Raw genomic sequence first — 25,957 nt, 5'->3', positions numbered from 1 at the left:
GAGCGCGGGGACCATCACGGGGTTCAGGAGCGAGGCGTACCGGCCGCGGTAGCCCGGAGCGTTCGGATCAGGCTGCGGGTCGTCCAGCGTGCGGGGCTGCCGTGCCCAGCCGCCCGCAGCAACGTTGTCGTCCCGGATGAGCCGCATCAGCCGGTCCAGATCGACGAACGCTCCCTGGTCGCGGGCGACGGCAAGGTCGAACAGGAAGTTCGTCCGGGCCAGGTTCCGGTACATCTGCTTGCGGTTGGCCAGGAACGGGTCGAGGGCGACGCGGGATGCGGTTCTCGACCGCGGCGTTCGAGGCCGGGAGATGTGGGTGTGACCGCAGTAGCGGGACCGCCTGGACCATCCGCTCCTCGTAGATACGCCGCTGCTGGACGATGCTGCCGGTGGGGATGTCGCGATCGGCGAGGAGGCGCAGGTAGAGGTCCCACCACTCGCGGATGTCCTCCTCGGCCATGTTCCGCACGTCGTCCTTGTTCAGCAGGTCCAACGGCTTGGCGAAGACGTCGATGAGCCGGTGCCTGCCTTCGACCTTGACCGTCGTCTTCGGTTGCTTCCGAAGGACCAGGTCGAGGTTCTTGCGCAGGTGGTACAGGCTCGGGACGAAGGCCACGTTGCCCTCGCCGTAGGTGGCCTTGGTGCCTCCGGCGATGGCTTCGCCGCAGTCGGCCACGATGACGTCGGGCCGGATGCCGAGCTCGTCGAAGACCAGCCGCCAGGTGTCGGCGTTCCCGCGCGGGTAGGCGCGCACCAGCCGCAGCCGGTTGCGCCGGGTGGGCAGCACCTTCGGGTCGCCCGAGCTCAGCCACTCGATCTCGACGACCACGTGGACGGTCCAGATCGTCAGCTCGCGGCGCCTCGTGGTGGGGTTCCTCCGCTTGACGTAGATGGGCACCTCGTCCAGGACCCAGGTCAGCGGCATCCGGAGCGCGGCGGCGGGGTGGCCGGCCAAGATCTCGTCGTTCGCGGCGCGGTACGCCGCGGCGCGCTCGCGCATCGCCGGCTCGACCACGCCCCAGACCAACGGCGCGTACTGCTCGACCAGGTCGGCCGCCAGGTGCCACGCCTTCTTGCCCTCGCCGCCCGCGTAGGTGCCGCCGGGCTCGGTCATCTCGGCGGCCAGCATCCCGCCGATGCCGTGGTCCTCGAGCAGGTGCTTCCGCGTCAGGTCCCGCTGCTCCCGCATCAGCAGCGACGTGCCGGCGTAGCTGGCGCCGAGGGCCAGCTCGTTCAGGGCGCGCACGATCGCCGGCAGCGACCAGCTGGCGGCTCGCGCGGCGGTCTGCGTCCCGCGGTGCGGGGAGAGCAGCTCGTCGCAGGTCGCGCACGCGTCGGTGCCGACGTGGACCTTCTCCCGGGGCAGCGCCGGGGTGAACGTGTGCGGGGTGCCGTCCACCGGAACGCAGCGGTACCGCTGCCGTGGGGTGAGCGTGCTCGAGGGGCCGTGGCGCGTCACCGCCGACCCGGGGTGCTCCGCACACGCAGGCGGCCGTGTGAGCGATGTCAGGGCGCTTCCGCTCTCGCTCTCGAGGACCTGGAAGTCGTGCTTCGACCCGTCGGGGCGCTCGCACCGGTAGCGACGCCAGGTGCCGGCCTTGGTCGTGCGCAGCCCACGGGCGCGGACCCGGGAGTCGGCGTGCGCCGGGTCGGGGCAGGGGAGCTTCCGTGGCTTCGGTCGCTCCGGCTTCGCGTCGACCAGCACCGAGAACGTGTGCCGGGCGCCGTCAGCTGCCACGCACTCGTACCGCTGCGTCTCCCCCGCCGGCGTCGCTCGGCGGCCCTTCTTCCGGACCCGGTGCGCGGCATGGCCCTCGACCTGGCAGACCGGAATGTTCCCGGCAGCCTCGGGCCGCGCCGGAGCAGCCACGGCGACCTCCCTGAACCGGAACGAGAAGCGGCCCTCCCGAAGCTGACCTTGAGAAGATCAGGCTACGGGAGGGCCGCTGTGACCCCCAAACCCACCGGATTTGCCGAACGGGTGACACCAGGGGGTCCCTCTCGGCATCCCCCTCCGCGTGGACGCGCGTAGCCACAGCCCCACTCCCCTGCGACGACCACGGTCGGGCGGACGCGACATGACACACTCGGCACCATGCACCACCTGTCCGAGGCCGAGTTCGAGGACGCCGTCGGCGACGCGCTCGACTCCATCCCGCCCGAGCTCGCGCAGGCCATGGACAACGTCGTCGTGCTCGTCGAGGCCGAGCCTCCGGCGGACGACCCGGACCTGCTCGGGGTCTACGACGGGACCCCGCTGACCGAGCGGGACGGCTGGTGGGGAGCCGGTGCGCTCCCGGACCGCATCACGATCTTCCAGGGGCCCCTGGAGCGCCTGTGCACCACCGACGAGGAGCTGCGTCGGGAGATCGCGATCACGGTCGTGCACGAGGTGGCCCACCACTTCGGCATCGACGACGCCCACCTGCACGAGCTCGGCTGGGGCTGACCTCGGCCCCGGGCTCCCCCTGAGCCGGCTCCGGCGCGGCGTCTCGCATCCGGGACGGTTTGTCGGGTCCGGTCGGAGTGCCCCTTTACGCCATCACGGACCGGAGCTACCGTCGAGATACCGTTCAACCGATCGGATGGAGGTGCGCCCCGATGTTCTCTCCCACACGATCGCACTGCGAGCCGCACGGGCCGTGAAGGCCCACGACGGATCGAAGGGGAAGGCCCTTGGGCCTTCCCCTTCGCGGTGTCCGGCCTCGGACGACACGCCGCTAGGGTGCTGGGATGACCACATCCGCACCCATCGTCGTGACCGGCGCGGCCGGCAAGGCCGGCAGGGCCGCCGTCGCGCACCTGCTGGAGCACGGCTACGACGTCCTGGCCACCGACCTCACCCCGGCCCCGGAGGGCCTCGACAAGGCATACCTCAGGGCTGACCTGACCGACCACGGGCAGGTCGTGGACGTGCTGACCGGCGCGGACGCCGTCGTGCACCTCGCCAACATCCCCGCGCCCGGGCTGCGTCCCGCCGCGCGGACCCTGACCGAGAACACGACGATGAACGCCCACGTGTTCCTCGCGGCCCAGACGCTCGGCCTGCGGAAGGTCGTGTGGGCCTCGAGCGAGACGACGCTCGGGCTCGCCTTCAGCCCTGACGCCCCACCACGCTACGCGCCCGTCGACGAGGACCACTACCCGCACCCGGAGTCGACCTACGCCCTGTCCAAGGTGCTCTCCGAGACGATGGCCGAGCACATCAGCACCTGGAGCGGGATCCCGTTCGTGGGCCTGCGCTTCTCCAACATCTTCACCGACGAGGACTACCGCCGGGTGCAGAGCTTCCAGGACGACGCCACTGCCCGCATGTGGAACCTCTGGGGCTACATCGACGTGCGCGACGCGGCTGCGTCGTGCCGTAACGCCCTCGAGGCCGACACGAGCGGCTCCGTCAACGTCATCATCGCGGGCGACGACACGATCATGGAGCGCCCGAGCGCCGAGCTGTTGGCAGAGGTCTTCCCGGACGTCGAGGTCCGTGGAGACCTTGGCAGGCACCAGACCCTGCTGTCGAACGCCCGCGCCCGCCGACTCATCGGTTTCGACCCGCAGCACGGCTGGCGGCAGGGTAGGCCCGCCTGACCCACCGTTTCCGTCCACGTAACAGCGGGCTCCGTCGCTCGCACGCGCCCCACGGAGACGACGAAGGGCCCCGGTCGACGACCGGGGCCCTTCGTACGTCCGTGCGGACGAGGTGTCAGATGGAGTACTCGCCCGAGAAGGACTCGAAGACCCACAGGCACACGGCCACGATGGCGAAGACGGCTCCGATGATGAAGAGCCACCACCCGATCGCCAGGCCGGCGAACATGACGGCCGCGGAACCGGCCAGCCACAGGGGCGTCCACGAGCTCGCGACGAAGTAGCCGTAGTTGCCCTCGGCGTCCTCGATCTCACCGGACGCGTTGTCCTCGGGACGCAGCGGCAGCTTCTTGCCGGTCGCGTAGAGGTAGAAGCCGCTGAGCGCGAACAGCAGCGCCGTGAGGATCAGCGCCGTGACGCCGATCGGCTCGGACCACTTGGACCAGAAGCCGTAGATCAACGTGACGGGGACGAAGAAGACGAACAGGTAGAGGAAGAGCTTGGTCTCGACGCGCATCGGGGTCAGTCCTCACGCTTCTCGGTGGTGGCGGTGGCCCTCTCGGACCCGGCGACGTCGGCCGGACCCATGACCTGGACGAGCGTGCCCTGGTCGGCGACCGGTGAGGCACCGGCCGCGGCCTCGGGGTGGTGCAGGTCGAAGGCCGGGCGCTCCGAGCGGATGCGCGGCAGCGACGTGAAGTTGTGCCGCGGCGGCGGGCACGAGGTGGCCCACTCGAGCGAGGCGCCGTAGCCCCACGGGTCGTCGGACTCCACGAGCGGAGCCTTGCGCCAGGTCTTCCACACGTTGTAGACGAACGGGATCATCGAGGCGCCCAGCAGGAACGAGCCGAGGCTCGAGACGATGTTGGCCGCCTGGAAGCCCTCTTCCGGCAGGTAGTCGGCGTAGCGACGGGCCATGCCCTCGACGCCCAGCCAGTGCTGGATGAGGAACGTCATGTGGAAGCCGATGAACAGCATCCAGAAGTGGATCTTGCCGAGCCGCTCGTCGAGCATCCGACCCGTCAGCTTGGGCCACCAGAAGTAGTAGCCCGAGAACATCGCGAAGACCACGGTGCCGAATACGGTGTAGTGGAAGTGAGCGACGACGAAGTAGCTGTCGGAGAGGTGGAAGTCGAGCGCCGGGCTGGACAGGATGATGCCCGTCAGGCCACCGAAGAGGAACGTGACCAGGAAGCCGAGCGCCCACAGCATCGGGGTGGCCATGACGACCTTGCCGCCCCACATCGTGCCGATCCAGTTGAAGAACTTCACTCCGGTCGGCACGGCGATGAGCATCGTCATCACCGCGAAGAACGGTAGGAGCACCTGCCCGGTGACGTACATATGGTGCGCCCAGACGCTGGCCGAGAGCGCCGCGATGGCGATCGTGGCGAAGACGAGGGTCTTGTAGCCGAAGATCGGCTTGCGCGAGAAGACCGGCAGGACCTCGCTGATGATGCCGAAGAACGGCAGCGCGATGATGTAGACCTCTGGGTGCCCGAAGAACCAGAACAGGTGTTGCCAGAGCATCGCCCCGTTGTTCTCCGGGTCGAAGATGTGCATCCCGAAGCGCCGGTCACCGCCGAGGGCGAAGAGCGCGGCCGCGAGGATCGGGAAGACGAGGATCGCGAGCAGCGAGGTGATCAGCACGGTCCACGTGAAGATCGGCATGCGGAACATCGTCATGCCGGGAGCGCGGAGGCAGATGATCGTCGTGATGAAGTTGACGGCACCGAGGATCGTGCCGAAACCACCGAGCGCGAGGCCGAAGACCCAGAGGTCCCCACCCACGCCGGGGCTGTAGCTGACGTCGGAGAGCGGCGCGTAGGCGAACCAGCCGAAGGCGGCCGCACCCTGCGGGGTCAGGAAGCCGATGGACGCGATGAGGCCACCGAAGAGGTAGAGCCAGTACGCGAACATGTTGAGGCGCGGGAACGCGACGTCGGGCGCGCCGATCTGCAGCGGCATGACGGCGTTGGCGAAGCCGGCGAACAGAGGCGTCGCGAAGAGCAGCAGCATGATCGTGCCGTGCATCGTGAAGAGCTGGTTGTACTGCTCCGGGTTGTCGACGATCTGCAGACCCGGCGCCATGAGCTCGGCGCGGATCAGCAGCGCCATCAGGCCGCCGAACAGGAAGAACACGAACGAGGTGATGAAGTAGAGGTTGCCGATGACCTTGTGGTCGGTCGTCGTCACCCACTTGACGAACGTCTGGCCCTTGGCCAGGCGCGGCCGGGCGGCCGTCCTGCCGGGCGCCTGCGCCTCACGGTTGAGCGTTGCGGATGTCATCAGTTGCTCCCGGTGCGAGCTGGTGCGGGGATCTTCTGGGCGTCGCCGGGGACCATGTGCTCGCGGCTGGCGTCGACGGGGATGAGGCCCTCGTTGCCGATGGACTTCAGGCGTGCCATCTCCTGGTCGTACTCGGCCTGCGGCACGACCTTGACCATGAAGAGCATCTGCGAGTGGTAGGCGCCGCAGAGCTCGGCACACTTGCCCTGGAAGGTGCCGACCTGGGTCGGGGTCAGCTGGAACTTGTTGGTCTTGCCCGGGAGCATGTCCATCTTCATCATGAACGCCGGCACCCAGAAGCTGTGGATGACGTCACGGGCGTTGAGGACGAACTCGACGCGCTTGTTGACGGGCAGGTAGAGCACGGGCATCTGGGCGCGCTTGCCGGTGCTGCCGTCGAGCTCGGTGTGGACACCGGTCTCGTGGACGTTGGAGTCGACGTAGTTGAAGTCCCAGCTCCACTGCTTGGCGACGACGCTGACCGTGAGGTCCTTCTTCGTGCTCGTGTCGACGAGGGCTGCCTCGTCACGCGCGGTGTAGTAGAAGAAGACGGCCACCATGAACACCGGGATGACGGTGTAGAGCAGCTCCATCGGCACGTTGTAGCGCAGCTGGACCGGCAGGGTCTCGTCGCCCTTGCGCTTGCGGAAGCGGATGGCCGCGTAGAGCATCAGGCCCCACGTGATGACACCGACGGCGAGGACGGCGATCCAGCTGCCGACCCAGAGGTCGGTCACCCGCTGGCCGCTGTCGGAAACCACGGGCGGCAGGTATCCGTTGGACACCTGTCCCTGGCAACCGCTGAGGGCCAGTGCGGCGAGGCCTGCGACCCCGGCGATGCGCAGTCCCGTGCGTCGCCGCCCGGTCCTGCCTCCCACCGTCGTCACCACCGGCGACGCCGCTGGGGTGTCTTCGTGCTCAGGCACCAGGTGCACCTTTCGTTCCGTACCTCGGCGCACAGGGCGCGCGTCGAACGTGTTCACGTCAAACCGTCTGGGCAGCAAGGCCCACGGCACAACCCTACCGTCCCACTTGTCACGCTGTCCGCAGGGGGCGGCTAACGTTGCGGAGTGGTCAGTCACGATCCGGGCACGAACGTTGGACCCGCCCTGCAGGGCCCTCCAGGAGGCTCCCAGCGGGCGTCCGGCGAGCCCCGTGGCGACGAGGGACCGCTCCCCCGGGCGGGAGCGCGCCGGCTGCTCGACGCAGCCGCGGGGCCCTTGCACCCCGTGGCCCGAGAGACCCTCGTGGCCGCGGTCGAGGTGGGCTGGGCCGACCCCGCCCGCCTGCACGCGGAGGGCCGTCGCGCCCGTGCCCTGCTCGACCGTTCGCGAGAGGTGGTCGCGGCCGGGCTCGGCGTGCGGCCCTCCGAGGTGAGCTTCCTGCCCAGCGGACCCGCCGCGCTGGCCCGCGCCGTCGACGGGCTGGCGTATGCCGGCCGCCGGCGTGGCGCTCGCACCGTGGCGTCCGCGGTGGAGCACTCCGCCGTCCTCGTCCCGGGCCGGGCCAGGGCCGCCGCGGCCGAGGACCCTTCGCTGCTGGCCGAGGTCGGCGTCGACAGCACGGGGCGGGTCGACCTCGACGCCTGGCGCGCTGCTCTCGCGGTGCCGGGCGGCGTCGCGGCGGTGCTGCAGAGCGCCAACGGCGAGGTCGGCACCCGTCAGCCCCTGGCCCCGGCGCGGGAGGCTGCCGCAGCCCACGGAGTTCCCCTCGTCGTCGACGCCATGGCGACGCTGGGACGCGACGAGGGGCCGGCCGACTGGGACGTCCTCGTCGGTGACGCCCGGTCGTGGGGCGGCCCCCCGCTCGGTGTGCTGGTGGTCCGCGAGGGCGTGCGCTGGCAGTGGCCCGACGCCCGGGCCGACGTCGAGCACGGTCGCACGGACGTCCCCCCCTGGGTGCCGCTGGTCCTCGCCGCGGCAGAGGCGTGGCAGCAGACGGCAGCCACGCACGGTGACGACGCCCGGACCGCACGGCGGCTCGTGGACGACATCCGGATAGCCGCCGCCTCGGTGCCCGACACGGAGGTCGTCGGCGATCGCGACGACCGGCTCCCCCACGTCGTCACCTTCTCCAGCCTCTACGTCGACGGCGAGGTGCTCGTCGGCGCGTTCGACGCCGCGGGCTTCGCCGTCGCGAGCGGGTCGGCCTGCACGTCGAGCACCCTCGAGCCCAGCCACGTGCTCGCCGCGATGGGCGTGCTGACCCACGGCAACGTGCGGGTCACGCTTCCCCTGCCCGCGGTGTCGCCCGGACTGCCCGACGACGTCGCGGCCTTCACCGCTGCGATCGGGCCGACGGTGCGCGCCGTCCGCGACCAGCTCGGCGTCGGTGACCTGTGAGCGCGGGCGAGGGGGCCGCAGGTGGTGAGGGACCCGTGGCCGGCGAGGAGTCCGTCGTCGACGCCCGTGGCCAGCGCTGCCCGCTGCCCGTGATCCGGCTGGCCCGAGCGGTGGCCGAGCGACCGGCCGTCCGGCTCGTCACCGTGCTCGCCACGGACCCCGCAGCCGCGCACGACGTGCCGGCGTGGTGCCGGATGCGCGGCCACCGCTTCGTCGAGGCGCGTGCGGAGGACGGCCACACGGCATACGTCGTCGAGGTGGTCAGGCCCAGCAGGCCGGCAGAGGAGCCCTGAGCACCGTCGGCAGCATCGCCAGGTAGTCCTCGCGCGCCACTTCGCGCACCCCCAGCGTGGCGAGGTGCGGGGTCTGCCACTGGACGTCGACGAGCCGGCGCGGGTCGCCGTCGGCGAGGAGCAGGTCGCGCAGCCCGACGAGCGCGACCTTCGAGGCGTCGCGCACGTGGTGGAACATCGACTCCCCGGCGAAGAGGCCACCGATCGCGACGCCGTAGAGGCCACCGACCAGCCGGCCGTCCTGCCAGGCCTCGATCGAGTGGGCCCAGCCGGCGTCGTGCAGCGCGACGTAGGCGTCGGCGATCTCGGGGGTGATCCAGCGGCCGTCCCGGTCGGGTGCGGCGCACGCCTCGACGACGGCTCGGAAGTCGGAGTCGACGCGCACCTCGAAGTGGGCCACCGCCTTGCGCAGCGAGCGGCTCACCTTGAGCTCACGGGGCCGCAGGATGCCGCGCGGGTCCGGGGACCACCACCCCATCGGCTCGGCCCCCTGCTCGCCGATGCCCATGGGGAACACCCCGACGGAGTACGCCTCGAAGAGGGTCGCGACGTCGAGGTCGGCGCCGATGCCGATGAGGTCCTCACCCGGCGTCACGCGCTCCAGCGCGAAGTCCCAGGGGGTGGGCGGCGGCGGCGTGGGCACGGACGGGCTCCCGGCTCGGAGGGCGACGGGCGGTCAGCGACCGGCGGACGACGGCGTCAAGGCCGCGGGCAGGTCAGGTGGGGACCGATCTCGGCAGCGGACTCCGGCCCGTAGGCCTCGGTGAGACGCTCGAGGAAGCGCTCCTTGCCCAGAACGTACTCCTGGGTGCCGACCGTCTCGATGACGTACGTCGCGAGCATCGATCCCAGCTCGGCGCAGCGGCGCACGGGCAGGCCGACGGCGAGGCCGGTGAGGAACCCGGCGCGGAAGGCGTCGCCGACACCGGTGGGGTCGGCCTTGCGCACCTCACGGGCGATGCCGACCTCGACCGGCTCCTCGCCGCGCACGCGGACCGTGACGCCGTCCTTGCCACGGGTCTTGACCTGCACCCGCACACGGTCGGCGAGCTCGTCCTCGGTCCAGCCCGTCTTCTGGCAGGCCAGGTGGCTCTCGTACTCGTTGGTGAAGAGGTACTCGGCGCCGTCGATGAGGCGCGCGATGGTCGGGCCGTCGCAGAAGGCGAGCTGCTGGGAGGGGTCGGCCGCGAACGGGATGCCCCGCGACCGGCACTCGTCGGAGTGGCGCAGCATGGCCTCGGGGTCGTTGGCGCCGACGACGACGAGGTCGAGGCCGCCGACGCGCTGCGAGACCGGCGCGAGCTCGATGTCGCGGGCCTCGGTCATGGCTCCGGCGTAGAAGGTGGCGATCTGGGCCATGTCGCGGTCGGTCGTGCAGATGAAGCGCGCCGTGTGCTGGGACTCGGAGTAGTGCACCCCGCCGCAGTCGACGCCGTGGCGCTCGAGCCAGCTGCGGTAGTCGGTGAAGTCCTCGCCGACCGCGCCCACGAGCAGCGGGCGCTGACCGAGGTTGGCCATGCCGAACGCGATGTTCGCGGCCACCCCGCCCCGTCGGACCTGCAGGTCCGAGGTGAGGAACGACAGGGAGATCTTGTCGAGCTGCTCGACGACGAGCGAGTCGGCGAAGAGACCGTCGAAGGTCATGAGGTGGTCGGTGGCGATGGAACCGGTGATGGCGATCTGCACGGGACGAACCTACCCGTCGACGGCACACCTCCGACGCACACCTCCGAGGCACCTCTGTCGCACGTCCGGGCCGCGTGGCCGGTGGGCGCAGGGCCGGGGTCCTCAGCGGCCGACGACGGAGTCCGGGTACGACGAAGGGCCCGACCGTGACGGTCGGGCCCTTCGGACGGGCGCGGTGCGCCCAGCGGCTCAGCTGAAGGAGTCGCCGCAGGCGCAGCTGCTGCCCGCGTTGGGGTTGTCGATGGTGAAGCCCTGCTTCTCGATCGTGTCGGCGAAGTCGATCGTGGCGCCCTCGAGGTACGGGGAGCTCATGCGGTCGACGACGACCTCGACACCGTCGAAGTCGCGGACGAGGTCACCGTCGAGGCTGCGCTCGTCGAAGTAGAGCTGGTAGATCAGGCCCGAGCAGCCACCGGGCTGGACACCGACACGGAGGCGGAGGTCGTCACGACCCTCCTGCTCGAGCAGGCTCTTGACCTTCGTGGCCGCGACGTCCGTCAGGACGACACCGTGGGCGGGAGCCTCGGTCTGAACCTCGGCGGCAGATGCGTTCGTCTCGACACTCATGTGTTGGTCCTTCACGTCGTGGAACATGGGTCAGAGGTGAGAACCCATGCCGCGCCGGATGTGTTCCCGGCGCTACCAAGGATACGTCGGGCGCCGCGGGAACTGCGCATCACGCCCCGGATCGGGCTCGTCGTGCGGCGCCAGGGCCGCCGGCGGGGCCGGCCTTCGGGCTGCCGGGCGTGCCTCAGGAGACCGAGGGCGACCAGGTCCTCGCGACGCGAGCCGTGCGGTCCGCGAGGCGAGCGGCGGGCTCGGCGAGGGCCGCGGCGACCTGGTCGGGGCGCTCCGCGACGGGGTAGACCCCCGACAGGCCGGCCGTCATGGCCTCCCGGCGTCCCACGAGCGACTGGCCCGGGACGGCGACGACGGGGACCCCCACGCGGGCTGCGGCCTCGGCGACGCCGACGACGACCTTGCCCCTGAGCGACTGCCAGTCAAAGGTCCCCTCCCCCGTGACGACGAGGTCGGCAGAGGCCACGAGGTCGACGAAGCCGACCGCGTCGAGGACGGCCTCGACGCCGGAGACCCGGCGGGCTCCGAGCAGGTGCAGCGCGTAGCCGAGGCCCCCCGCGGCACCCGCCCCCGGCTCGCGCTCGGGCTTGAGCAGCGTGCCCGACAGCAGGTCGGTGGCCGGCGGGCGCACCCGCGCCACGACGCTCGCGAAATGGCCGAGGGCGTTCTCGAGGCGTTGCGCGTCCTCCTCCGAGGCGCCCTTCTGGGGCGCGAAGACCGCACTGGCCCCCTTGAGCCCCAGCAGGGGCGAGTCGACGTCGCTCGCGATGACGAGGTCGACCCCCCGCAGCCGGTACCGCGCGGCGTCGAGCCCCGCGACGTCGTCCGCCGTGGTGGCCCCGAGGGCGAGACCCCCACGGCCGAGGCGTGCCTCCGGGCCGACCCCGAGGGCCGCGAGCAGCCCGGCGCCGGCGTCGTTGGTCCCCGAGCCGCCGAGCCCGATGACGACGCGCCGCGCACCGGCGTCCAGGGCCGCGAGCACGAGCGTGCCCACCCCGGTCGTCGTCGTGCGGGTGGGGTCGCGCTCGTCGGGGGCCAGCAGGTGCAGACCGGCCGCCTGGGCGGACTCGACGTATGCCGTGCGCCCGCCTGCGCCGCTCGTCAGCAGGATGGTGCCGGGGACCTCCCGCCCGAGCGGGTCGGTCGTGACCACCGCGTGGACCTCACCGGGGAGGTTCTCCGCCAGCACGTCGACGAAGCCGGGACCGCCGTCGGAGAGGGGCACGAGGGTCAACCGGTCCGCCGGGGCCTTGCGGGCCCAGCCGTCGGCCATGGCGGCGGCGGCCTGCGAGGCGGTCAGGGTGCCGGTGTAGCAGTCGGGGGCGATGATCACGTGCACGTGCGGAATCCTGCCACTGCCGGTCGTGCATCCGGGCCGGGCGGTGGCGCTGGGAGCGCGGCACGCGGCACGCGGCATACGATCTGCGCATGACCACGGCACCCGCACCGCTCCCCCTGCTGGTCCTCGGCCAGGGCACCGACCTGCACACCGAGCGCGGCGTCGAGTGCCCGGGCGACCTGCCCGCCGCCTCCGACCCCGGCCTCGTCGAGCGCGCCCGCGCCGCCAAGGCCGCCCTCGGGGACCGCGTCTTCGTGCTCGGCCACCACTACCAGCGCGACGAGGTCATCGAGTTTGCGGACGTCACGGGCGACTCGTTCAAGCTGGCCCGCGACGCCGCCGCCCGGCCCGACGCGCCCTACATCGTCTTCTGCGGCGTCCACTTCATGGCGGAGTCCGCAGACATCCTGACGAGCGACGAGCAGACCGTGATCCTGCCCGACCTCGCAGCCGGCTGCTCCATGGCCGACATGGCCGCCATCGCCCAGGTCGAGGACTGCTGGGAGCAGCTCGAGGCGGCCGGCGTCGCCGGGCAGACCGTCCCCGTGACCTACATGAACTCCGCTGCCGCGATCAAGGCCTTCACCGGCCGCCACGGCGGCACGATCTGCACCTCCTCCAACGCGCGCACGGCGCTCGACTGGGCGTTCGAGCAGGTCGGCGGCGTGGACGGCACGGGCAAGGTGCTCTTCCTGCCCGACCAGCACCTCGGGCGCAACACCGCGGTGCGCGAGCTCGGGCTCTCCCTCGAGGACTGCGTCGTCTGGGACCCGCACCGCCCCAACGGCGGCCTGACCCGCGAGGCCCTCGAGCAGGCCCGGATGATCCTCTGGCGCGGGCACTGCTCGGTGCACGGACGGTTCTCGGTCGACGCCGTCGAGACCGCCCGCCGGGAGATCCCGGGCGTCAAGGTCATCGTGCACCCGGAGTGCCAGTACGAGGTCGTCGAGCTGGCCGACGAGGTGGGCTCGACCGAGAAGATCATCCAGACCATCGCCGCTGCCCCCGCCGGCACGTCGTGGGTCGTCGGGACCGAGCTCAACCTCGTGCGCCGGCTCGCGCAGCAGTTCCCCGATCAGCGAATCTCCTTCCTGGAGAAGAACGTCTGCTACTGCTCGACGATGAACCGCATCGACCTGCCCCACCTCGTCTGGGCGCTCGAGTCGCTCGTCGAGGGTCGCGTGGTCAACCCGATCCGCGTCGACCCCACCGTCGCCGCAGAGGCCCGCGCAGCCCTCGACCGGATGCTTGCCCTACCCGGCAAGACCCACAAGGACTGACAGCCGGTGACGCTGGCGCTCGACCGGATCGCGGTCATCTCCGACGTCCACGGCAACGTCACGGCCCTCGAGGCCGTCCTCGCCGACATCGAGGCGCGCGGCATCACGCGCATCCTCAACCTCGGCGACGTCGTCGGCAAGGGGCCGCGGGGATCCGAGGCGATCAAGCGGACCCGGGACTCGTGCGAGGTGACCGTCCGCGGCAACTGGGACACCCTCATCGGCGACTGGGAGGGCTTCGTCGACCGCGGTGACGTGCCGCGCTTCGACGCGGGCCAGTGGACGCGTGACGAGATCACCGACGAGGACGCCGCGTGGCTCCTCGGCCTGCCCAACGCATACGACCTCGTCCTCAGCGGCAAGCGGATCCGGCTGTTCCACGCGTCGCAGACGAGCGAGTTCGTGCGCGTGCGCGCGGCGCACACGATGGACGAGTTCCGCGGCATGTTCACCAACACCGACTTCACCGGCCCGTGGGCGCCTGCCGTGCCCGGGCACCCGGACGACACGTGGCCGGACGACACCTGGCCCGCCGGCACCACGCCCGACGTCGTCGGCTACGGCGACATCCACGGCGCCTACCTCGAGGCCGACGAGGGCCTCGTGCTCTTCAACGCGGGGGCGGTCGGCAACCACCTCGACGGGCCGAGCGCGCCCTACTGCATCCTCGAGGGCGTCACCGACTCGCTCGTGCCGCAGAGCTTCTCGGTCAACTTCGTCCGGGTGCCCTACGACATCGAGTCGGAGATCGACGCCGCACGCGACCTCGGCATGCCCGACGTGGACGCCTACGCCCTCGAGCTGCGCGACCAGGTCTACCGGGGCGCGGGCCGCCCGGCCTGACCGGCCGCCGGACCGGGGCCCTCCATCCCGGACGCAGCGTCCGGGATGGAGGCGCGGGGCGTCACCCGCGCGGGAGTGCGCCCAGCCTGGCCAGGAAGACGGCCTCGGCCACGCAGACCTTCTCGAACTCCGCGAGGTGCAGCGACTCGTTGGCCCCGTGCGCCCGGGTGTCGGGGTCCTCGACGCCGGTCACGATGATCGAGGCCTCGGGGAAGCGCGCGACGAAGTCGGAGATGAACGGGATCGAGCCCCCGACTCCCATGTCGACCGGCTCGGTGCCCCACGCGTCGGCGAAGGACGCGCGCGCCTCGTCGCAGACGGGACCGTCGGCGTCGGCGGCGAAGCCCGAGCCGTGCTCCTCGAGGTCGACCGTCACCCTCGCGCCCCAGGGAGCGTGCTCGAGCAGGTGCGTCCTCAGCAGCTCGAAGGCGGCCTGCGGGTCCTGGGTCGGGGCGAGGCGCATCGACACCTTGGCGGCGGCACGCGCGGCCAGCGTGTTGGAGGCCTTCTCGACGGAGGTGACGTCCAGGCCGATCGTCGTGATCGACGGCTTGTTCCACAGCCGCGTCAGGATCGACCCGGAGCCGATGAGCTCGACGCCGTCGAGGAGGCCGGACTCCTCACGGAAGCGCGCCTCGTCGTAGTCGAGGTCGGCGGCCGTGCCCTCGTCGAGGCCCTGGACGGCGACGTTGCCCTCGTCGTCGTGCAGCGACGCGAGCAGGCGGATCATCGCGGTGACGGCGTCCGGGGCGGCGCCGCCGAACATGCCCGAGTGCACCGAGTGGTCGAGCGTCTCGACGCGGACGACCGCGCGGACCCCGCCGCGCAGGGTCGTCGTGAGGGCAGGCTCGCCGATCGCCCAGTTGCCGGAGTCGGCGATGACGATGGCGTCGGCCGCGAGGCGGTGGCCGTGCTTCTCGAGGATCGTCGGCAGCGAGGCCGAGCCGAACTCCTCCTCACCCTCGACGAAGACCGTGACGCCGACCGGGAGGTTGCCGGCGTGTGTGCGCAGGGCGGCGACGTGCGCCATGACACCGGCCTTGTCGTCGGCTGCGCCGCGCCCGTAGAGACGGCCGTCACGCTCGGTGGGCTCGAAGGGCGGGGTGTCCCAGTCGGCGTCGTCGCCGGGGGGCTGCACGTCGTGGTGGGCGTAGAGCGTCACCGTCGGGGCGCCCTCGGGCCCGTCCAGGTGGCCGATGACGGCCGGGCGGCCGCCCTCGACGACGATGTCGACCTCGAGCCCCTCGCGGCGCAGCAGCTCGGCCACGGCCTCGGCGCTCCTGGCCACCTGGGCCTGGTCGAACGAGGTCGCCGAGACGCTCGGGATGCGCACGAGCTCCTCGAGGTCGGCCCGCACCTGCGGCATGAGCTCGGCCACGCGGTCGCGGATCTGCTGGATCTGGTCGGGGGTGAGGGCGGTGTCAGTCACGAGGGCGACCCTACCGACGCCGGCACGGGACATCCCTGCCGCCGGGGCTGTCGTCCCCCTTGGGTAGGTTCGGGCCGATGGCAGACAACACCTTCGTGGCAGGCCAGGAGCCCTGGCTCGAGCGCCTCGGCAACCTGCGCAACGTCGTGCGACAGGAGATGGTCACCCGGCAGCTAGCGGCGCACCTGCCCCGGGGGCCGCTCCGCGTCCTCGACGTCGGGGCGGGCCAGGGCACGCAGGCCCTGCGCCTGGCCCGGCGCGGCCACTCCGTGACAGCGGTCGAGCCCGACGGACGCATGCGCGCCGCCTTCGAGGAGGCCGCCGCCGGGCTCACCCAGCAGCAGCGCGAGCACGTCACCCTCGTGGCGACCGACCTCGCCGGGCTGGCCAGCGTGACGCAGCCGACGGCATACGACGTCGTCATGTGCCACGGCGTGCTCATGTACCTCCCGACGAGCAGCGAGGCCGTGGCCGCCCTCGCCCGACGCGCGGCGCCCGGGGGCGTCGTGTCGATCGTCGCGCGCAACGGCGGCGCGATGGCCTGGCGCCCGGCCGTCCGACACGACTGGGCCGGGGCCCTCGCGATGCTCGACGAGCAGCGACGCGCCACGGTCGAGGGCCGGGATGCCCGCTACCGCAACGAGATCGGCGTCGATGCACGGGCCGACACGCTCGCCTCGCTCACGGCCGACTGCGAGGCGGCCGGCCTCGCGGTCGTCGCCTGGTACGGCATCAGGGTCGCCAGCGACGACGTCGCCGTGGACGAGCCGGCACCCGAGGGCGACGACCTCGCCATGCTTCTCGAGGTCGAGGAGCGGCTGGGCTCGACCGACCCCTACCGCGCGCTGGGCACCCTCGTGCACGTCATCGCACGACGGACCTGACGCTCGCGGCCCGGTCGTGCTTGGCTCGGGGCATGGACGGACCCGACCGGGTGGCTCAGGCGTTCGCCGACGTGCCGCGCGCACACTTCCTCCCCCGCGGCGCCCGGTCCCGGGCGGCCCAGGACGTCCCCATCCTCATCGGGCACGGGCAGACGAGCTCCCAGCCGCGCAGCGTGGCCGACATGCTGCGCCTGCTCGACGTCCACCCCGGGCACCGGGTGCTCGACGTGGGCTCCGGGTCGGGCTGGACCACCGCCCTGCTCGCCCACCTCACGGGCCCGACGGGCGAGGTGCTCGGTGTCGAGCTCGAGCCGGACCTCGCGCGCTGGGGCGCCGCCAACCTCGCCGGAGAAGGTATGCCGTGGGCGACCATCCGCACGGCGGTGCCCGGGGTCCTGGGCGACCCCGAGCACGCTCCGTGGGACCGCATCCTCGTCTCCGCGGACGCGGGCGCCCTGCCCGAGGGGCTCGCGCAGCTGGCTGACCAGCTCGGTGACGAGCCCCGTGACCCCGGGCGGCTCGTCCTCCCGGTCAACGGCACCATGACTCTCGTCGTGCGCGAGACCGGCTCGCTCGTCACCACCCACCACGGGCACTACCGGTTCGTCCCGCTCCGCACCCACCCCGACGCCCCTTCCTGAGGGACGTCCGTGGCCGGCCCTCCGGTCACGATGCGGGCGTGGGACACCCTTCGGCTTAGAGTGTCCCCGTGTTCGGACGCAAGAAGACCCTCAACGACGAGCTCGCGACCCCGGTCTCGACCGACCCCGCGCGCCCCGGCGCCAAGAACCGGCCCACGCCGAAGCGCCGCGAGCAGGAGGCCCTCAACAAGCGTCCCCTCATCGTCACCGACCGCAAGGCGGCCGGCGCGCAGGACAAGGCGGCCCGCCGTGAGGCGATGGCCAAGCAGCGTGCCGGGATGATGACCGGCGAGGAGAAGTACCTCCCGGCGCGGGACAAGGGCCCTCGCCGTCGCTTCATCCGCGACACCGTCGACGCCCGCTGGAACATCGGCGAGTTCATGCTGCCGATCATGCTCATCGTGCTGCTGCTCAGCTTCGTGCGCACCAACTGGGCCCTGCTGCTCGTCTTCGTGCTCGTCTACGGCCTGATCCTCGTCGCCATCGGCGACGCCCTGCTCATGTGGCGCCGGACGCGCCGCAAGGTCGACGACAAGTTCGGCGGCGCAGAGAAGGGCGACGCGTGGTACGCCATCATGCGGGCCTTCCAGATGCGCCGCACCCGCATGCCCAAGCCGCAGGTCGCCCGCGGCGAGCACCCGGCCTGACCGGGAGACCACCGGGCTGACCGGGGAACGACCGGCCGAGATGCCGCCGAGGCGGCAACCGGCAGGCCGGTCCGACGTCAGGCCTGCAGGTCGGCGAACGCGAGCGGCGCCCGGGTGACGGCATACGTGGCGAAGTAGAGCTTCTCGACCGACCCGTCGCCGGCACGCACGACCTCGAGGACCTCGCCGCGCTCCCGCCCGGCGACCGCGCGGTAGCGGTCGGCTCCCTCCGCGGCATACCGCGTCTCCGAGAGCTGATCGTCCTCCGCGAGACGCGACCACAGCTCACCGTCGCGGACGAAGAAGGTGATCGGCGACCCCTCGGACCACCACAGGCCGAGCAGCTGGGCAAGGGCTGGCTGGTCGGCCTCGGGCACCCAGGGCGCGTCGAGCGTCGGCTCGGCGTCGACGACGGCCTCGACGAGGTCGGTCGCCAGGGCGAGCGTGAGGGCACCGGACGTCGCGTTGGCGAAGACGATGGCGCCCACGCCGTCCTTGCGCCGGACCCGCAGGCCGGTGAGGAAGCCGGGCATCGCACCGCCGTGGCCGACGTAGACCCGGTCACCGCGGCGCCCCATGCCGAAGCCGAGGCCGTAGGCGCCGCTCCAGCCGTCGACGTCGGTCATGATGATCGGCCGGCACATCTCCTCGACCGTGTCGGGCTGCACGACCCGGTCGTCGGGGCGGGCGACGTAGGCCGCGTAGCGCCCGATGTCGGCGACAGTCGACCACAGGCCGCCCAGCGGGGCGGTCGCGTTCAGGGTGAAGAGGGGCTCCTCGCCGGCCGTGCCCGCGTAGGGGTCGACCTGGTAGCCGACAGCGCGGTCGGCGGCGGGAGTGAGGCCGGTGCGCGTCATGCCCAGGGGGTCGAGGATGCGCTCGCGCACGACGTGCTCCCAGTCCTGCCCGGTGACGCGCTCGACGACCGCGCCGAGGAGTCCGTAGGCGAGGTTGGAGTAGTGGAAGGCGTGGTGGCTCGGCAGGACCTGCTCGGCCTCCTCGACCCCGGCGATGAACGCCTCGCGCTCGGGTGCCTCGAGACTCTCCCAGATGTGGCCGACAGGCTCACGCTGCAGACCCGAGGCGTGGGCGAGCAACTGGCGCAACGGAACCCGCGCATGCCTTGTGCCCGGGAGGTAGGTCTCCAGCGTGTCGTCGAGCGACAGCCGGCCCTCGTCACGCAGCGACATCACGGCCAGCGCCGTGAACGTCTTCGTCACCGAGCCGATCATGAACTGGGTGTCGTCGGTCGCGGGCGCAGGGGCAGGCCCGAGGCGGGCCGAGCCGACGTGCGCCGACCAGACGAGCTGCCCGTCCCGCACGACACCGACGCTGACGCCGGGTGCCTGCCACGAGCGCTGCGCGGTCACGACCCGGCCGAGCAGGTCACGCTCGAGACCGGGCGACAGGCTGGCGGCCGAGCTCGTCGACGACGTGGCAGACGAGGGGTGGACGCCCCCGTCGCTCGGCGCCTCAGTCACTCCGCCGCCCGGAGGCTCATCGGGCCGTAGACGACGGCGTCGTGCTCGCGCAGCGTGACGGCCTCGACACCGGCGTCGAGCAGCTCGCGCCACGACTCGCCGAGGTAGCTCTCGGCGTCGCTCTGGGTCGGGAAGCCCGTCGTCGTCAGGGCCTCTCCCTCCATCGGCTCTCCGTGGGCGTCGAGGAACAGCCAGGTCCAGTCAGCACTCATGCGGCCACCCTAGTTGGCGGCTCGTTTGACGGGTGGCAGGCCGTCGTGCGACGGTTCGCCTAACCGAAGGACGATGGGGCAAGCCGGTGCGACTCCGGCGCTGACCCGCAACCGTGAAGCCACTCCCCGCCGCGCGCCGGCCCGGGGTGACCAGTCGGAAAACCCGCGTCCCACCGGCTCCTTTTGTCAGTCTGTCGTGGAATGCGGACCGGAGTCACCCCGCCGGGCCGGCCTCAGCCAGCAGACCCGACATGGTGTCCGACCGCGAGGAGGAAACCGTGTCCCTTGTCCGTCGCGCCCCGCTCCGGGTCGTCCTCGCCGCCGTCGTCGCGGCGCTCCTGTCCGCCCTGACGGTGGCGCCCGCCCAGGCCGCCGCCTACCGCTACTGGGGCTTCTACCAGCTCTCGGGCACCTCCTGGACGTTCGCCCAGAAGGGCCCGGACCAGACCGTGCCCAAGGACGGCAGCGTCGACGGCTGGCGCTTCGCCGTCGCCGACGAAGCCTCGACGCGCTACCCGCGCGCCGTCCTGACGTTCGACCAGGTGTGCGGCACCACGCCCGCCGAGTCGGGCAAGAAGCGCGTCGGCCTCGTCGTCGACTTCGGTCGTCCTGCCGACGCCGCCGACGGCGGCACGCCGCGTGCGCCCAAGGCGCTGTGCGCCGTCGTGGCCACGGACGCCACCAGCGCCGCCGTGCTGGCGGTCGCCGGGGACGTGCGCACCGAGAAGGGCCTCGTCTGCGGCGTCGCGGGCTACCCGACGAGCGACTGCGGAGGCGCCGTCAAGGAGGTCAGCCCGGAGGCCAAGGCCGCCGACCAGCCGGTGTCGATCTCCGCGCCGACGGCCAGCCCCTCCGCCACTGCGACCCCGGCCGCCACGGCCACCGACGTCGCCGCGGCGCCGGCCTCCGGCACATCGGGCGGGTCGGTGGCGGCCTACGTGATCGCAGCCCTCGTCCTGCTGGCCCTGCTCGCCTACCTGCTCGTGCGCTCGCGTTCGCGCGCCCGCCGGGACGCCTGAGCCGAACCGACGCGCGTGGCACGGCTCCGGCTCAAGGCCCGGCTCCAGCACCCCGCAGCCTGGTGGCTGTGGGGTTTGGGGCTTGCCGCGGCCGCGTCGCGCACGACGAACCCGGTCCTGCTGCTGCTCGTCATCGGCGTCTGCGTCCTCGTCGTCGCGGAGCGGCACGACCCCGCCACGCCCAACCCGCTGCCGACCTTCCTCGTCATCGGCGCTGTCGTCGTCGCCTTCCGGGTGGTCATGACCGCCCTCCTCGGCAACGGCATCGTCGGTGAGACGGTCGTCGTGACGCTGCCCCGGGTCCCACTGCCGGACTGGGCGGCCGCCGTGCGCCTGGGCGGTGCGGTGACCCTCGAGTCGCTGCTCTATGCCGCCTACGACGCGCTGCGGCTCGCGGCCGTCCTCGCCTGCCTCGGCGCCGCCAACGCGCTGGCCAGCCCGCGGCGGCTCCTGCGCTACCTGCCGGCCACGCTCTACGACGTCGGCACGGCGGTCGTCGTCGGCCTGACCTTCGCGCCCCAGCTGCTCACCGACGCCCGCGACGTGCGGGCCGCCCGGACCCTCCGGGGCCGCGACGGGCGGGGCCTGCGCGAGATGGCGCGCCTGACCGTGCCGGTGCTCGAGACGGCTTTCGAGCGGTCCCTGGGGCTCGCCGCCTCGATGGAGTCCCGCGGCTACGGCCGTGCGGTCCGCTCGACGACGACGACCCGTCGGACCGCCACCGCGCTGGCGCTCGCGGGCCTCGTCGGCGTCCTCGCCGGCCTCTACGGCCTGCTCGACTCCTCGGCCGGTGGCGTGCTCGGGCTGCCGGTCCTCGTGCTGGGGGCCCTGCTCGCCGGCTCCAGCCTCGTCGTGGGCGCCTCCCGCGACCCCCGCTCCGGGCACCGTCGCGACCGGTGGACGTGGACCGAGACCGCGACCGTGGTCGCGGGCGCCGTCCCCGCCGCGGTCCTCGTCGTCGCCTCCGCCGGAGGCTGGGACGGCGTCGTGCCGAGCCAGCGCGCCGAGCTTCCGGCCGTGCCGCTGCTCGCGGTCCTGGCCGTGCTCGTCGCCGCGACACCCGCCTGGTTCACGCCCCGCCCCCGGGAGGTCGCCCCGTGATCACGTTCGAGCACGTGTCGGTGCAGTATGCCGACGCTCCAGCTCCCAGCCTCCACGACGTGACGCTCGAGATCCCCGAGGGCGAGCTGGTCCTCGTCGTCGGGCCCACCGGGAGCGGCAAGTCGACGCTCCTGCGCACCATCAACGGACTCGTGCCCCACTTCAGCGGTGGCACCCTGACGGGTCGCGTGGCCGTCGACGGCCTCGACACCGCCGAGCACCGACCTCGCGACCTCGCGACCGTGGTGGGGCTCGTCGAGCAGAACCCGTCGTCGACCTTCGTCACCGACGTCGTGGAGGACGAGGTCGCCTACGGCATGGAGACGATGGGCCTGGACCCGACCACGATCCGTCGCCGGGTGGAGGAGACGCTCGACCTCTTCGGTCTGACCCCGCTGCGCGCGAGGTCACTGCGCACCCTGTCCGGCGGTCAGCAGCAGCGCGTCGCGATCGCTGCCCTCTTCGCCGCCGGACCGCGGGTGCTCGTGCTCGACGAGCCGACCTCCGCACTGGATCCCGTTGCAGCAGAAGAGGTCTTGGCCTCTCTCCACCGCATCGTGCACGACCTCGGCGTGACGGTCGTCCTGGCCGAGCACCGGCTCGAGCGGGTCGTCCACCATGCGGATCGTGTCGTCCTCGTGGACGAGGGGCGGGTCTCCGAGCTGCTCGACCCCGCCGAGGCGATGCTGCGCTCGCGCATCTACCCACCCGTCGTCGGGCTCTCACGGCTGGTCGGATGGTCTCCGACTCCCCTGTCGATCCGCGACGCCCGGCGCAAGGCCTCGGCCCTGCGCGAGACCCTGGGCGGCAGCCCAGCCCGTCCCGTCGCGGACCGGCGCGTCATCGGGCCGGGCACGGCGGTCGAGCTCGCCGGAGTGAAGGTCTCGCGCGGCGGGCGCATCGTGCTCGACGGCGTCGACCTCTCGGTGGCCCGCGGCTCCGTGACGACCCTGATGGGACGCAACGGGGCCGGCAAGTCCACGCTCCTCGGCGCGGTCGCGGCCCAGCTCCGGCTCTCCGGCGGCCGAGTCCGCGTCGGCACGGCCGGGGTCGACCCGCACGCGCGGTCCGCCCGCGAGCGGGTGCGCACGGTCGGGCTCGTGCCGCAGCAGCCCGAGCTGCTCCTCTACGCCGACTCCGTCGCCTCCGAGTGCGCGGCCGCCGACGGGGACTTCGGGGCGGCGCCGGGCACGGCCCGCGGCATCCTCGAACGCATCTCCGACGGCATCGACCCGACCGTGCACCCGAGAGACCTCTCCGAGGGGCAGCGCCTGGAGCTCGCCCTCGCGGTCATCCTCGCCGGGTCGCCCGAGGTGCTGCTCCTCGACGAGCCGACCCGCGGCCTGGACTACGGCGCGAAGAAGCGGCTGGGCGAGCTGCTCACCGCCCTGGCCGCGCAGGGCACGACGGTGCTGCTGGCCACCCACGACGTCGAGCTGGCCGCCGAGGTCGCCGACCGCGTGGTCATCCTGGCCGACGGCGAGATCGTGACGGACGGCCCCGCCCGCGAGGTCCTCGCCTCGTCGCCCGCCTTCGCACCCCAGGTGACCAAGGTGCTCCTCCCCCAGACCTGGCTCACCGTCGCCGAGGTCGCCGGGGCGCTGGCGAGGATCGCATGACCGGCCGCCGCGTCATCCCGCTGCGGTGGCCGGCCGTCGTCGCCGTCGCCGTCGTGGGCGTGGTCGGGCTCGTCGCCTTCACGTGGCCGTTGTTCGTGACCGCCGACGTCGCCCGTGACCACGGCAACGACGCACCCTGGCTCTTCGCTCTGCTCCTCGGGCTGCTCGCCGTCGTCTGCCTCGCCGAGGTGACGGCCGGACGGCTCGACGCCAAGACGATCGCGGTCCTCGGGGTGGCTGCGGCAGCCGGAGGAGGACTGCGCCTGCTCAGTGCCGGTACCGCGGGCCTCGAGCCGATGTTCTTCGTCGTCATCGTGGCTGGTCGGGTGCTCGGCCCGGGCGTCGGCTTCGTCTCCGGGGCACTGGCCGTCACGACCGGGGCCCTCCTGACCGGCGGGGTCGGACCGTGGCTGCCCTTCCAGATGATCTGCGCCGGCGGCATCGGCCTCGGTGCCGGGCTGCTCCCGGCCCGACCGGGAGGACGAATCGAGCGCTGGGCGCTCGCGGCATACGCCCTCGTGACGGGCCTGGCGTTCGGACTGTTCATGAACCTCTGGTTCTGGCCGTTCCTCGGCACCAACGCCCCGAGCGGCATGGGCTTCGTCCCGGGCGCACCGCTCTCCGAGAACCTCGCGCACTACGGCCTCTTCTACCTCGCCACCTCGCTCGGCTGGGACCTGCCTCGTGGTGTGCTCAACGCCGTCCTGGTGCTCGTCGCCGGTCCCGCGCTGCTGCGGGTGTTCCGTCGCGGCGCCCGGCGGGCGGCGTTCGGGGTGCCGGTCGTGTTCGACCCCGCCCCGGTGGAGGCGACCGGTGGGACGACCCTCCACGACGCCGAGCGGCCACGGTGAGCGGCACGTCTGCGACATGTTCGACGGCCCCCGCCACCCGCAGGGCCCGCACGACCACGCTCGTCACCGGTCCGATCCGCAGCGGCAAGAGCCGTCACGCCGAGGACCTGCTCGGCGACCACGCGGACGTCACCTACGTCGCGACCGGCCGACCGGCCGACCCCGGCGACCCCGAGTGGAGCCGTCGTGTCAGGGCCCACATCGGGCGCCGAAGCTCGACGTGGGAGACGCTCGAGACCACCGACGTGGCGGGCGCCGTCGAGCGTGCCACCGGCCCGCTCCTCGTCGACTGCCTCGGCACGTGGCTCACCGCCGTCGTCGACGCCGCCGGGTGGGACGACCTGGACGTCGCGTCGGCCGCAGTCAGGTCCGAGGTGGACCGGTTCGTCGAGTCTCTCTGCGTCGCAACGGTTCCCGTGGTGATCGTGACCAACGAGGTGGGCTGGTCGCTCGTGGCCACGACGCCCTCGGGCCGGCTCTTCCAGGACGAGCTCGGTCGTCTCAACGCCCTCGTCTCGCGCGTCGCCGCGCGGGTGCACCTCGTCGTCGCCGGACGCGTCGTGGACCTCAGCGACGCCCCGGTCGTGCCCTGGGAGCCGAGGTCGAGGACCCTCGATGCGTGACGCGTGGCGGCTCGCGGTGGGCACGTTCACGGCGCTGCCGGTCTCCCCGCCGGTGCAGGCCGACCGGGCGGTGCTCGGTCGGGCCATGCTCCTCGCTCCCCTGACGACAGCACCCGCAGCCCTGGTGTGGGCCGGACTCGGCGCCGCGGCCTCCTCGGGGTGGGCTCCCGCCGGAGTCGTCGCCGTGATCGCGCTCGTCGTCACGGCGCTGCTCTCCCGGGCCCTGCACCTCGACGGCCTCGCCGACCTGGCCGACGGGCTGACGTCGGGCCACGACCCGGTCCGGTCTCTCGAGGTGATGCGTCGAGGTGACACGGGGCCCGCGGGCGCCGCGGCCGTCGTCCTCGTCCTGCTCCTCGACGCGGCGTGCCTCGCGGTCCTGCTCGGTTCGGCAGCCGGCACCGCCTTGGCCCTCGTGGCCCTCGTGGCCAGCCGGCTCGCCTGCCCGGTGTGCGCGCGGGAAGGCATCCCGGCGGCGCGCGGGGAGGGCCTCGGCCGGGGGGTCTCGGGGACCGTCGCCGAGGTCGGCCTCCTGGGCGTCGTCGTCGCGGTGGGTGCGGTGGCGGCCGCGGCGGGAGTCGTCCTTGCGCCTCTGGCCGGGATCTCCTCGTGGACGGGGGCGCTGGGCCCGCTGCTCGTGGTCCTCGCCGGCGTGGTCGCTGCAGTCGTGACCCGAGCCCACGCCGTGCGACGACTCGGAGGCATCACGGGCGACGTCATCGGTGCCGCCCTGGAGATCGCCCTGGCGACCGGGCTCGTCACGGCCTCGGTCGTCATGACCGCTGTCGTCCACGCCTGACCTCACGTCCCCCGGCTCCACGACCGGCTGTTCGGCATTCAGTGTTGATGCCGTGTGCCCTCCCGGTGCTTTTCAGGCCGCGACCCCCGCTGGGAGGTCGCCTCCTGGAGCACCCCGACCTTGACGCGGTGGGCGACCGCGATGGAGGGGCCTTCTCCCATGGCGGGTGGGCGCGTCGATCGCGGGCATCCGGGCTCGGGGATGCCGGGGCCATCGCGTGAAGTACGGGCCAGGCGAGCCGGGCCGCCCGCCCTGCGCAGGTGGAGGGCGGAAGCATATTTCCTCTCATCAGCGTGAGGTGTTTAGCGTCAAGGGCTGGGCGGGTGCCGGTGTCTCGTCGTCGGTCCCTGCATAGCTAATCGAGGTCGTGCTCGGCAGCGTGTGATCGGGTTGTGTCGACGACGGGACGGGG

The 25,957-nt window shown here is 72.5% G+C and carries 26 protein-coding genes and 1 riboswitch; of the genes, 15 read left to right on the top strand and 11 right to left on the bottom strand.

Annotated elements, in window-relative coordinates; translation table 11 throughout:
• Positions 1–67: 67 nt before the first annotated feature.
• Entirely contained in the window at positions 68–1,870 is a 1,803-nt protein-coding gene (locus tag ABD297_RS15770; RefSeq protein WP_344255991.1) for a hypothetical protein, read from the bottom strand.
• 225 nt (positions 1,871–2,095) lie between these two features.
• Here ABD297_RS15770 and ABD297_RS15765 point away from each other — a divergent pair, with 225 nt between their 5' ends.
• Both ABD297_RS15765 and ABD297_RS15760 read left to right on the top strand, forming a co-directional pair.
• Positions 2,096–2,449 carry a metallopeptidase family protein gene (locus ABD297_RS15765; protein WP_344255990.1) on the top strand — a complete coding sequence of 118 codons (354 nt, stop codon included), beginning with the start codon at positions 2,096–2,098 and terminating at the stop codon, positions 2,447–2,449.
• Positions 2,450–2,733: 284 nt separating this feature from the next.
• On the top strand, positions 2,734–3,588 hold the full coding sequence (locus ABD297_RS15760; protein WP_344255989.1) for an NAD-dependent epimerase/dehydratase family protein: 855 nt from the start codon (positions 2,734–2,736) through the stop codon (positions 3,586–3,588).
• A 115-nt stretch (positions 3,589–3,703) separates the two neighbouring features.
• On the opposite strand, the gene ABD297_RS15755 is transcribed toward ABD297_RS15760, so the two are convergent.
• From ABD297_RS15755 to ctaC, 3 genes are read right to left on the bottom strand one after another with little or no spacing between them, the layout of a single operon-like run.
• Positions 3,704–4,105 (bottom strand): cytochrome c oxidase subunit 4, encoded by a 402-nt coding sequence (locus ABD297_RS15755; RefSeq protein ID WP_344255988.1) that lies wholly within the window; start codon positions 4,103–4,105, stop codon positions 3,704–3,706.
• Between the two features lie 5 nt (positions 4,106–4,110).
• Entirely contained in the window at positions 4,111–5,877 is a 1,767-nt protein-coding gene (gene ctaD / locus ABD297_RS15750) for an aa3-type cytochrome oxidase subunit I (protein ID WP_344255987.1), read from the bottom strand.
• Positions 5,877–6,803, bottom strand: coding sequence for an aa3-type cytochrome oxidase subunit II (ctaC, locus tag ABD297_RS15745; RefSeq protein ID WP_344255986.1), 927 nt, complete (start codon positions 6,801–6,803; stop codon positions 5,877–5,879). The genes ctaD and ctaC overlap by 1 nt, the downstream gene beginning before the upstream one ends.
• Positions 6,804–7,106: 303 nt before the next feature.
• Between ctaC and ABD297_RS15740 the strand changes: the two genes are divergently transcribed.
• Positions 7,107–8,219: a cysteine desulfurase family protein gene (locus ABD297_RS15740; protein WP_344255985.1), complete on the top strand. Its 1,113-nt coding sequence runs from the start codon at positions 7,107–7,109 to the stop codon at positions 8,217–8,219.
• Positions 8,216–8,512, top strand: a complete 297-nt coding sequence (locus tag ABD297_RS15735; RefSeq protein ID WP_344255984.1) for a sulfurtransferase TusA family protein — start codon at positions 8,216–8,218, stop codon at positions 8,510–8,512. Before ABD297_RS15740 ends, ABD297_RS15735 begins: the two co-directional genes overlap by 4 nt.
• Here the strand turns inward: ABD297_RS15735 and aat are convergent.
• From aat to ABD297_RS15715, 4 genes are all read right to left on the bottom strand, one after another.
• Complete coding sequence (aat, locus tag ABD297_RS15730; protein WP_344255983.1) at positions 8,481–9,155, bottom strand: leucyl/phenylalanyl-tRNA--protein transferase; 675 nt, start codon at positions 9,153–9,155, stop codon at positions 8,481–8,483. The genes ABD297_RS15735 and aat overlap by 32 nt on opposite strands.
• Before the next feature lie 56 nt (positions 9,156–9,211).
• Positions 9,212–10,198 carry a carbohydrate kinase family protein gene (locus ABD297_RS15725; RefSeq protein ID WP_344255982.1) on the bottom strand — a complete coding sequence of 329 codons (987 nt, stop codon included), beginning with the start codon at positions 10,196–10,198 and terminating at the stop codon, positions 9,212–9,214.
• Between the two features lie 189 nt (positions 10,199–10,387).
• Positions 10,388–10,765, bottom strand: coding sequence for an iron-sulfur cluster insertion protein ErpA (erpA, locus tag ABD297_RS15720; protein ID WP_030146316.1), 378 nt, complete (start codon positions 10,763–10,765; stop codon positions 10,388–10,390).
• Positions 10,766–10,949: 184 nt separating this feature from the next.
• A complete protein-coding gene (locus tag ABD297_RS15715; protein WP_344255981.1) occupies positions 10,950–12,116 on the bottom strand; it encodes a glycerate kinase family protein in 1,167 nt (388 codons plus the stop codon).
• Between the two features lie 89 nt (positions 12,117–12,205).
• Between ABD297_RS15715 and nadA the strand changes: the two genes are divergently transcribed.
• Both nadA and ABD297_RS15705 read left to right on the top strand, forming a co-directional pair.
• On the top strand, positions 12,206–13,396 hold the full coding sequence (gene nadA / locus ABD297_RS15710; protein WP_344255980.1) for a quinolinate synthase NadA: 1,191 nt from the start codon (positions 12,206–12,208) through the stop codon (positions 13,394–13,396).
• A 6-nt stretch (positions 13,397–13,402) separates the two neighbouring features.
• Positions 13,403–14,239 (top strand): metallophosphoesterase family protein, encoded by an 837-nt coding sequence (locus ABD297_RS15705; protein ID WP_344255979.1) that lies wholly within the window; start codon positions 13,403–13,405, stop codon positions 14,237–14,239.
• A 61-nt stretch (positions 14,240–14,300) separates the two neighbouring features.
• Here ABD297_RS15705 and ABD297_RS15700 read toward each other — a convergent pair whose 3' ends face one another.
• Positions 14,301–15,668: a dipeptidase gene (locus tag ABD297_RS15700; RefSeq protein ID WP_344255978.1), complete on the bottom strand. Its 1,368-nt coding sequence runs from the start codon at positions 15,666–15,668 to the stop codon at positions 14,301–14,303.
• Positions 15,669–15,745: 77 nt separating this feature from the next.
• Here ABD297_RS15700 and ABD297_RS15695 point away from each other — a divergent pair, with 77 nt between their 5' ends.
• From ABD297_RS15695 to ABD297_RS15685, 3 genes are all read left to right on the top strand, one after another.
• Positions 15,746–16,552: a methyltransferase gene (locus ABD297_RS15695; protein WP_344255977.1), complete on the top strand. Its 807-nt coding sequence runs from the start codon at positions 15,746–15,748 to the stop codon at positions 16,550–16,552.
• A 32-nt stretch (positions 16,553–16,584) separates the two neighbouring features.
• The gene (locus tag ABD297_RS15690; protein WP_344255976.1) at positions 16,585–17,193 is read left to right on the top strand and encodes a protein-L-isoaspartate O-methyltransferase family protein; all 609 of its coding nucleotides are present in this window, start codon (positions 16,585–16,587) and stop codon (positions 17,191–17,193) included.
• 68 nt (positions 17,194–17,261) lie between these two features.
• Positions 17,262–17,840 carry a DUF3043 domain-containing protein gene (locus tag ABD297_RS15685; protein WP_344255975.1) on the top strand — a complete coding sequence of 193 codons (579 nt, stop codon included), beginning with the start codon at positions 17,262–17,264 and terminating at the stop codon, positions 17,838–17,840.
• Positions 17,841–17,917: 77 nt separating this feature from the next.
• On the opposite strand, the gene ABD297_RS15680 is transcribed toward ABD297_RS15685, so the two are convergent.
• Both ABD297_RS15680 and ABD297_RS15675 read right to left on the bottom strand, forming a co-directional pair.
• Positions 17,918–19,321: a serine hydrolase domain-containing protein gene (locus tag ABD297_RS15680; protein ID WP_344255974.1), complete on the bottom strand. Its 1,404-nt coding sequence runs from the start codon at positions 19,319–19,321 to the stop codon at positions 17,918–17,920.
• Positions 19,318–19,533, bottom strand: coding sequence for a hypothetical protein (locus ABD297_RS15675; RefSeq protein WP_344255973.1), 216 nt, complete (start codon positions 19,531–19,533; stop codon positions 19,318–19,320). The genes ABD297_RS15680 and ABD297_RS15675 overlap by 4 nt, the downstream gene beginning before the upstream one ends.
• 23 nt (positions 19,534–19,556) lie before the next feature.
• Positions 19,557–19,718, top strand: a riboswitch (cobalamin riboswitch).
• 93 nt (positions 19,719–19,811) lie between these two features.
• On the opposite strand from ABD297_RS15675, the gene ABD297_RS15670 reads away from it, so the two are divergent.
• Genes ABD297_RS15670 through ABD297_RS15645 form a run of 6 tightly spaced genes read left to right on the top strand, consistent with a single transcriptional unit; the run spans position 19,812 to position 25,545 of the window.
• Positions 19,812–20,552: an SCO2322 family protein gene (locus ABD297_RS15670; protein ID WP_344255972.1), complete on the top strand. Its 741-nt coding sequence runs from the start codon at positions 19,812–19,814 to the stop codon at positions 20,550–20,552.
• A gap of 15 nt (positions 20,553–20,567) precedes the next feature.
• A complete protein-coding gene (locus ABD297_RS15665; protein WP_344255971.1) occupies positions 20,568–21,653 on the top strand; it encodes an energy-coupling factor transporter transmembrane component T in 1,086 nt (361 codons plus the stop codon).
• Positions 21,650–23,272, top strand: a complete 1,623-nt coding sequence (locus tag ABD297_RS15660) for an ABC transporter ATP-binding protein (protein ID WP_344255970.1) — start codon at positions 21,650–21,652, stop codon at positions 23,270–23,272. Before ABD297_RS15665 ends, ABD297_RS15660 begins: the two co-directional genes overlap by 4 nt.
• Positions 23,269–24,123 (top strand): ECF transporter S component, encoded by an 855-nt coding sequence (locus ABD297_RS15655; RefSeq protein ID WP_344255969.1) that lies wholly within the window; start codon positions 23,269–23,271, stop codon positions 24,121–24,123. Before ABD297_RS15660 ends, ABD297_RS15655 begins: the two co-directional genes overlap by 4 nt.
• Complete coding sequence (locus ABD297_RS15650) at positions 24,120–24,746, top strand: bifunctional adenosylcobinamide kinase/adenosylcobinamide-phosphate guanylyltransferase (protein WP_344255968.1); 627 nt, start codon at positions 24,120–24,122, stop codon at positions 24,744–24,746. The genes ABD297_RS15655 and ABD297_RS15650 overlap by 4 nt, the downstream gene beginning before the upstream one ends.
• Entirely contained in the window at positions 24,739–25,545 is an 807-nt protein-coding gene (locus ABD297_RS15645) for an adenosylcobinamide-GDP ribazoletransferase (protein ID WP_344255967.1), read from the top strand. Before ABD297_RS15650 ends, ABD297_RS15645 begins: the two co-directional genes overlap by 8 nt.
• The last annotated feature ends 412 nt before the right edge of the window (positions 25,546–25,957 follow it).

The organism is Terrabacter carboxydivorans (assembly GCF_039532035.1).
GTDB classification, from domain to species: domain Bacteria; phylum Actinomycetota; class Actinomycetes; order Actinomycetales; family Dermatophilaceae; genus Terrabacter; species Terrabacter carboxydivorans.
Note: the sequence above shows the minus strand (reverse complement) of the source record. Positions and strands in the feature narration are given on the sequence as shown.

Bases quoted from the DNA above. Each gene is read 5' to 3' on its own strand.
- ABD297_RS15765 (WP_344255990.1), top strand. From the start codon at position 2,096: ATGCACCACCTGTCCGAGGCCGAGTTCGAGGACGCCGTCGGCGACGCG.
- ABD297_RS15760 (WP_344255989.1), top strand. From the start codon at position 2,734: ATGACCACATCCGCACCCATCGTCGTGACCGGCGCGGCCGGCAAGGCC.
- ABD297_RS15755 (WP_344255988.1), bottom strand. From the start codon at position 4,105: ATGCGCGTCGAGACCAAGCTCTTCCTCTACCTGTTCGTCTTCTTCGTC.
- ctaD (WP_344255987.1), bottom strand. From the start codon at position 5,877: ATGACATCCGCAACGCTCAACCGTGAGGCGCAGGCGCCCGGCAGGACG.
- erpA (WP_030146316.1), bottom strand. From the start codon at position 10,765: ATGAGTGTCGAGACGAACGCATCTGCCGCCGAGGTTCAGACCGAGGCT.
- nadA (WP_344255980.1), top strand. From the start codon at position 12,206: ATGACCACGGCACCCGCACCGCTCCCCCTGCTGGTCCTCGGCCAGGGC.
- ABD297_RS15695 (WP_344255977.1), top strand. From the start codon at position 15,746: ATGGCAGACAACACCTTCGTGGCAGGCCAGGAGCCCTGGCTCGAGCGC.
- ABD297_RS15690 (WP_344255976.1), top strand. From the start codon at position 16,585: ATGGACGGACCCGACCGGGTGGCTCAGGCGTTCGCCGACGTGCCGCGC.
- ABD297_RS15675 (WP_344255973.1), bottom strand. From the start codon at position 19,533: ATGAGTGCTGACTGGACCTGGCTGTTCCTCGACGCCCACGGAGAGCCG.
- ABD297_RS15655 (WP_344255969.1), top strand. From the start codon at position 23,269: ATGACCGGCCGCCGCGTCATCCCGCTGCGGTGGCCGGCCGTCGTCGCC.
- ABD297_RS15645 (WP_344255967.1), top strand. From the start codon at position 24,739: ATGCGTGACGCGTGGCGGCTCGCGGTGGGCACGTTCACGGCGCTGCCG.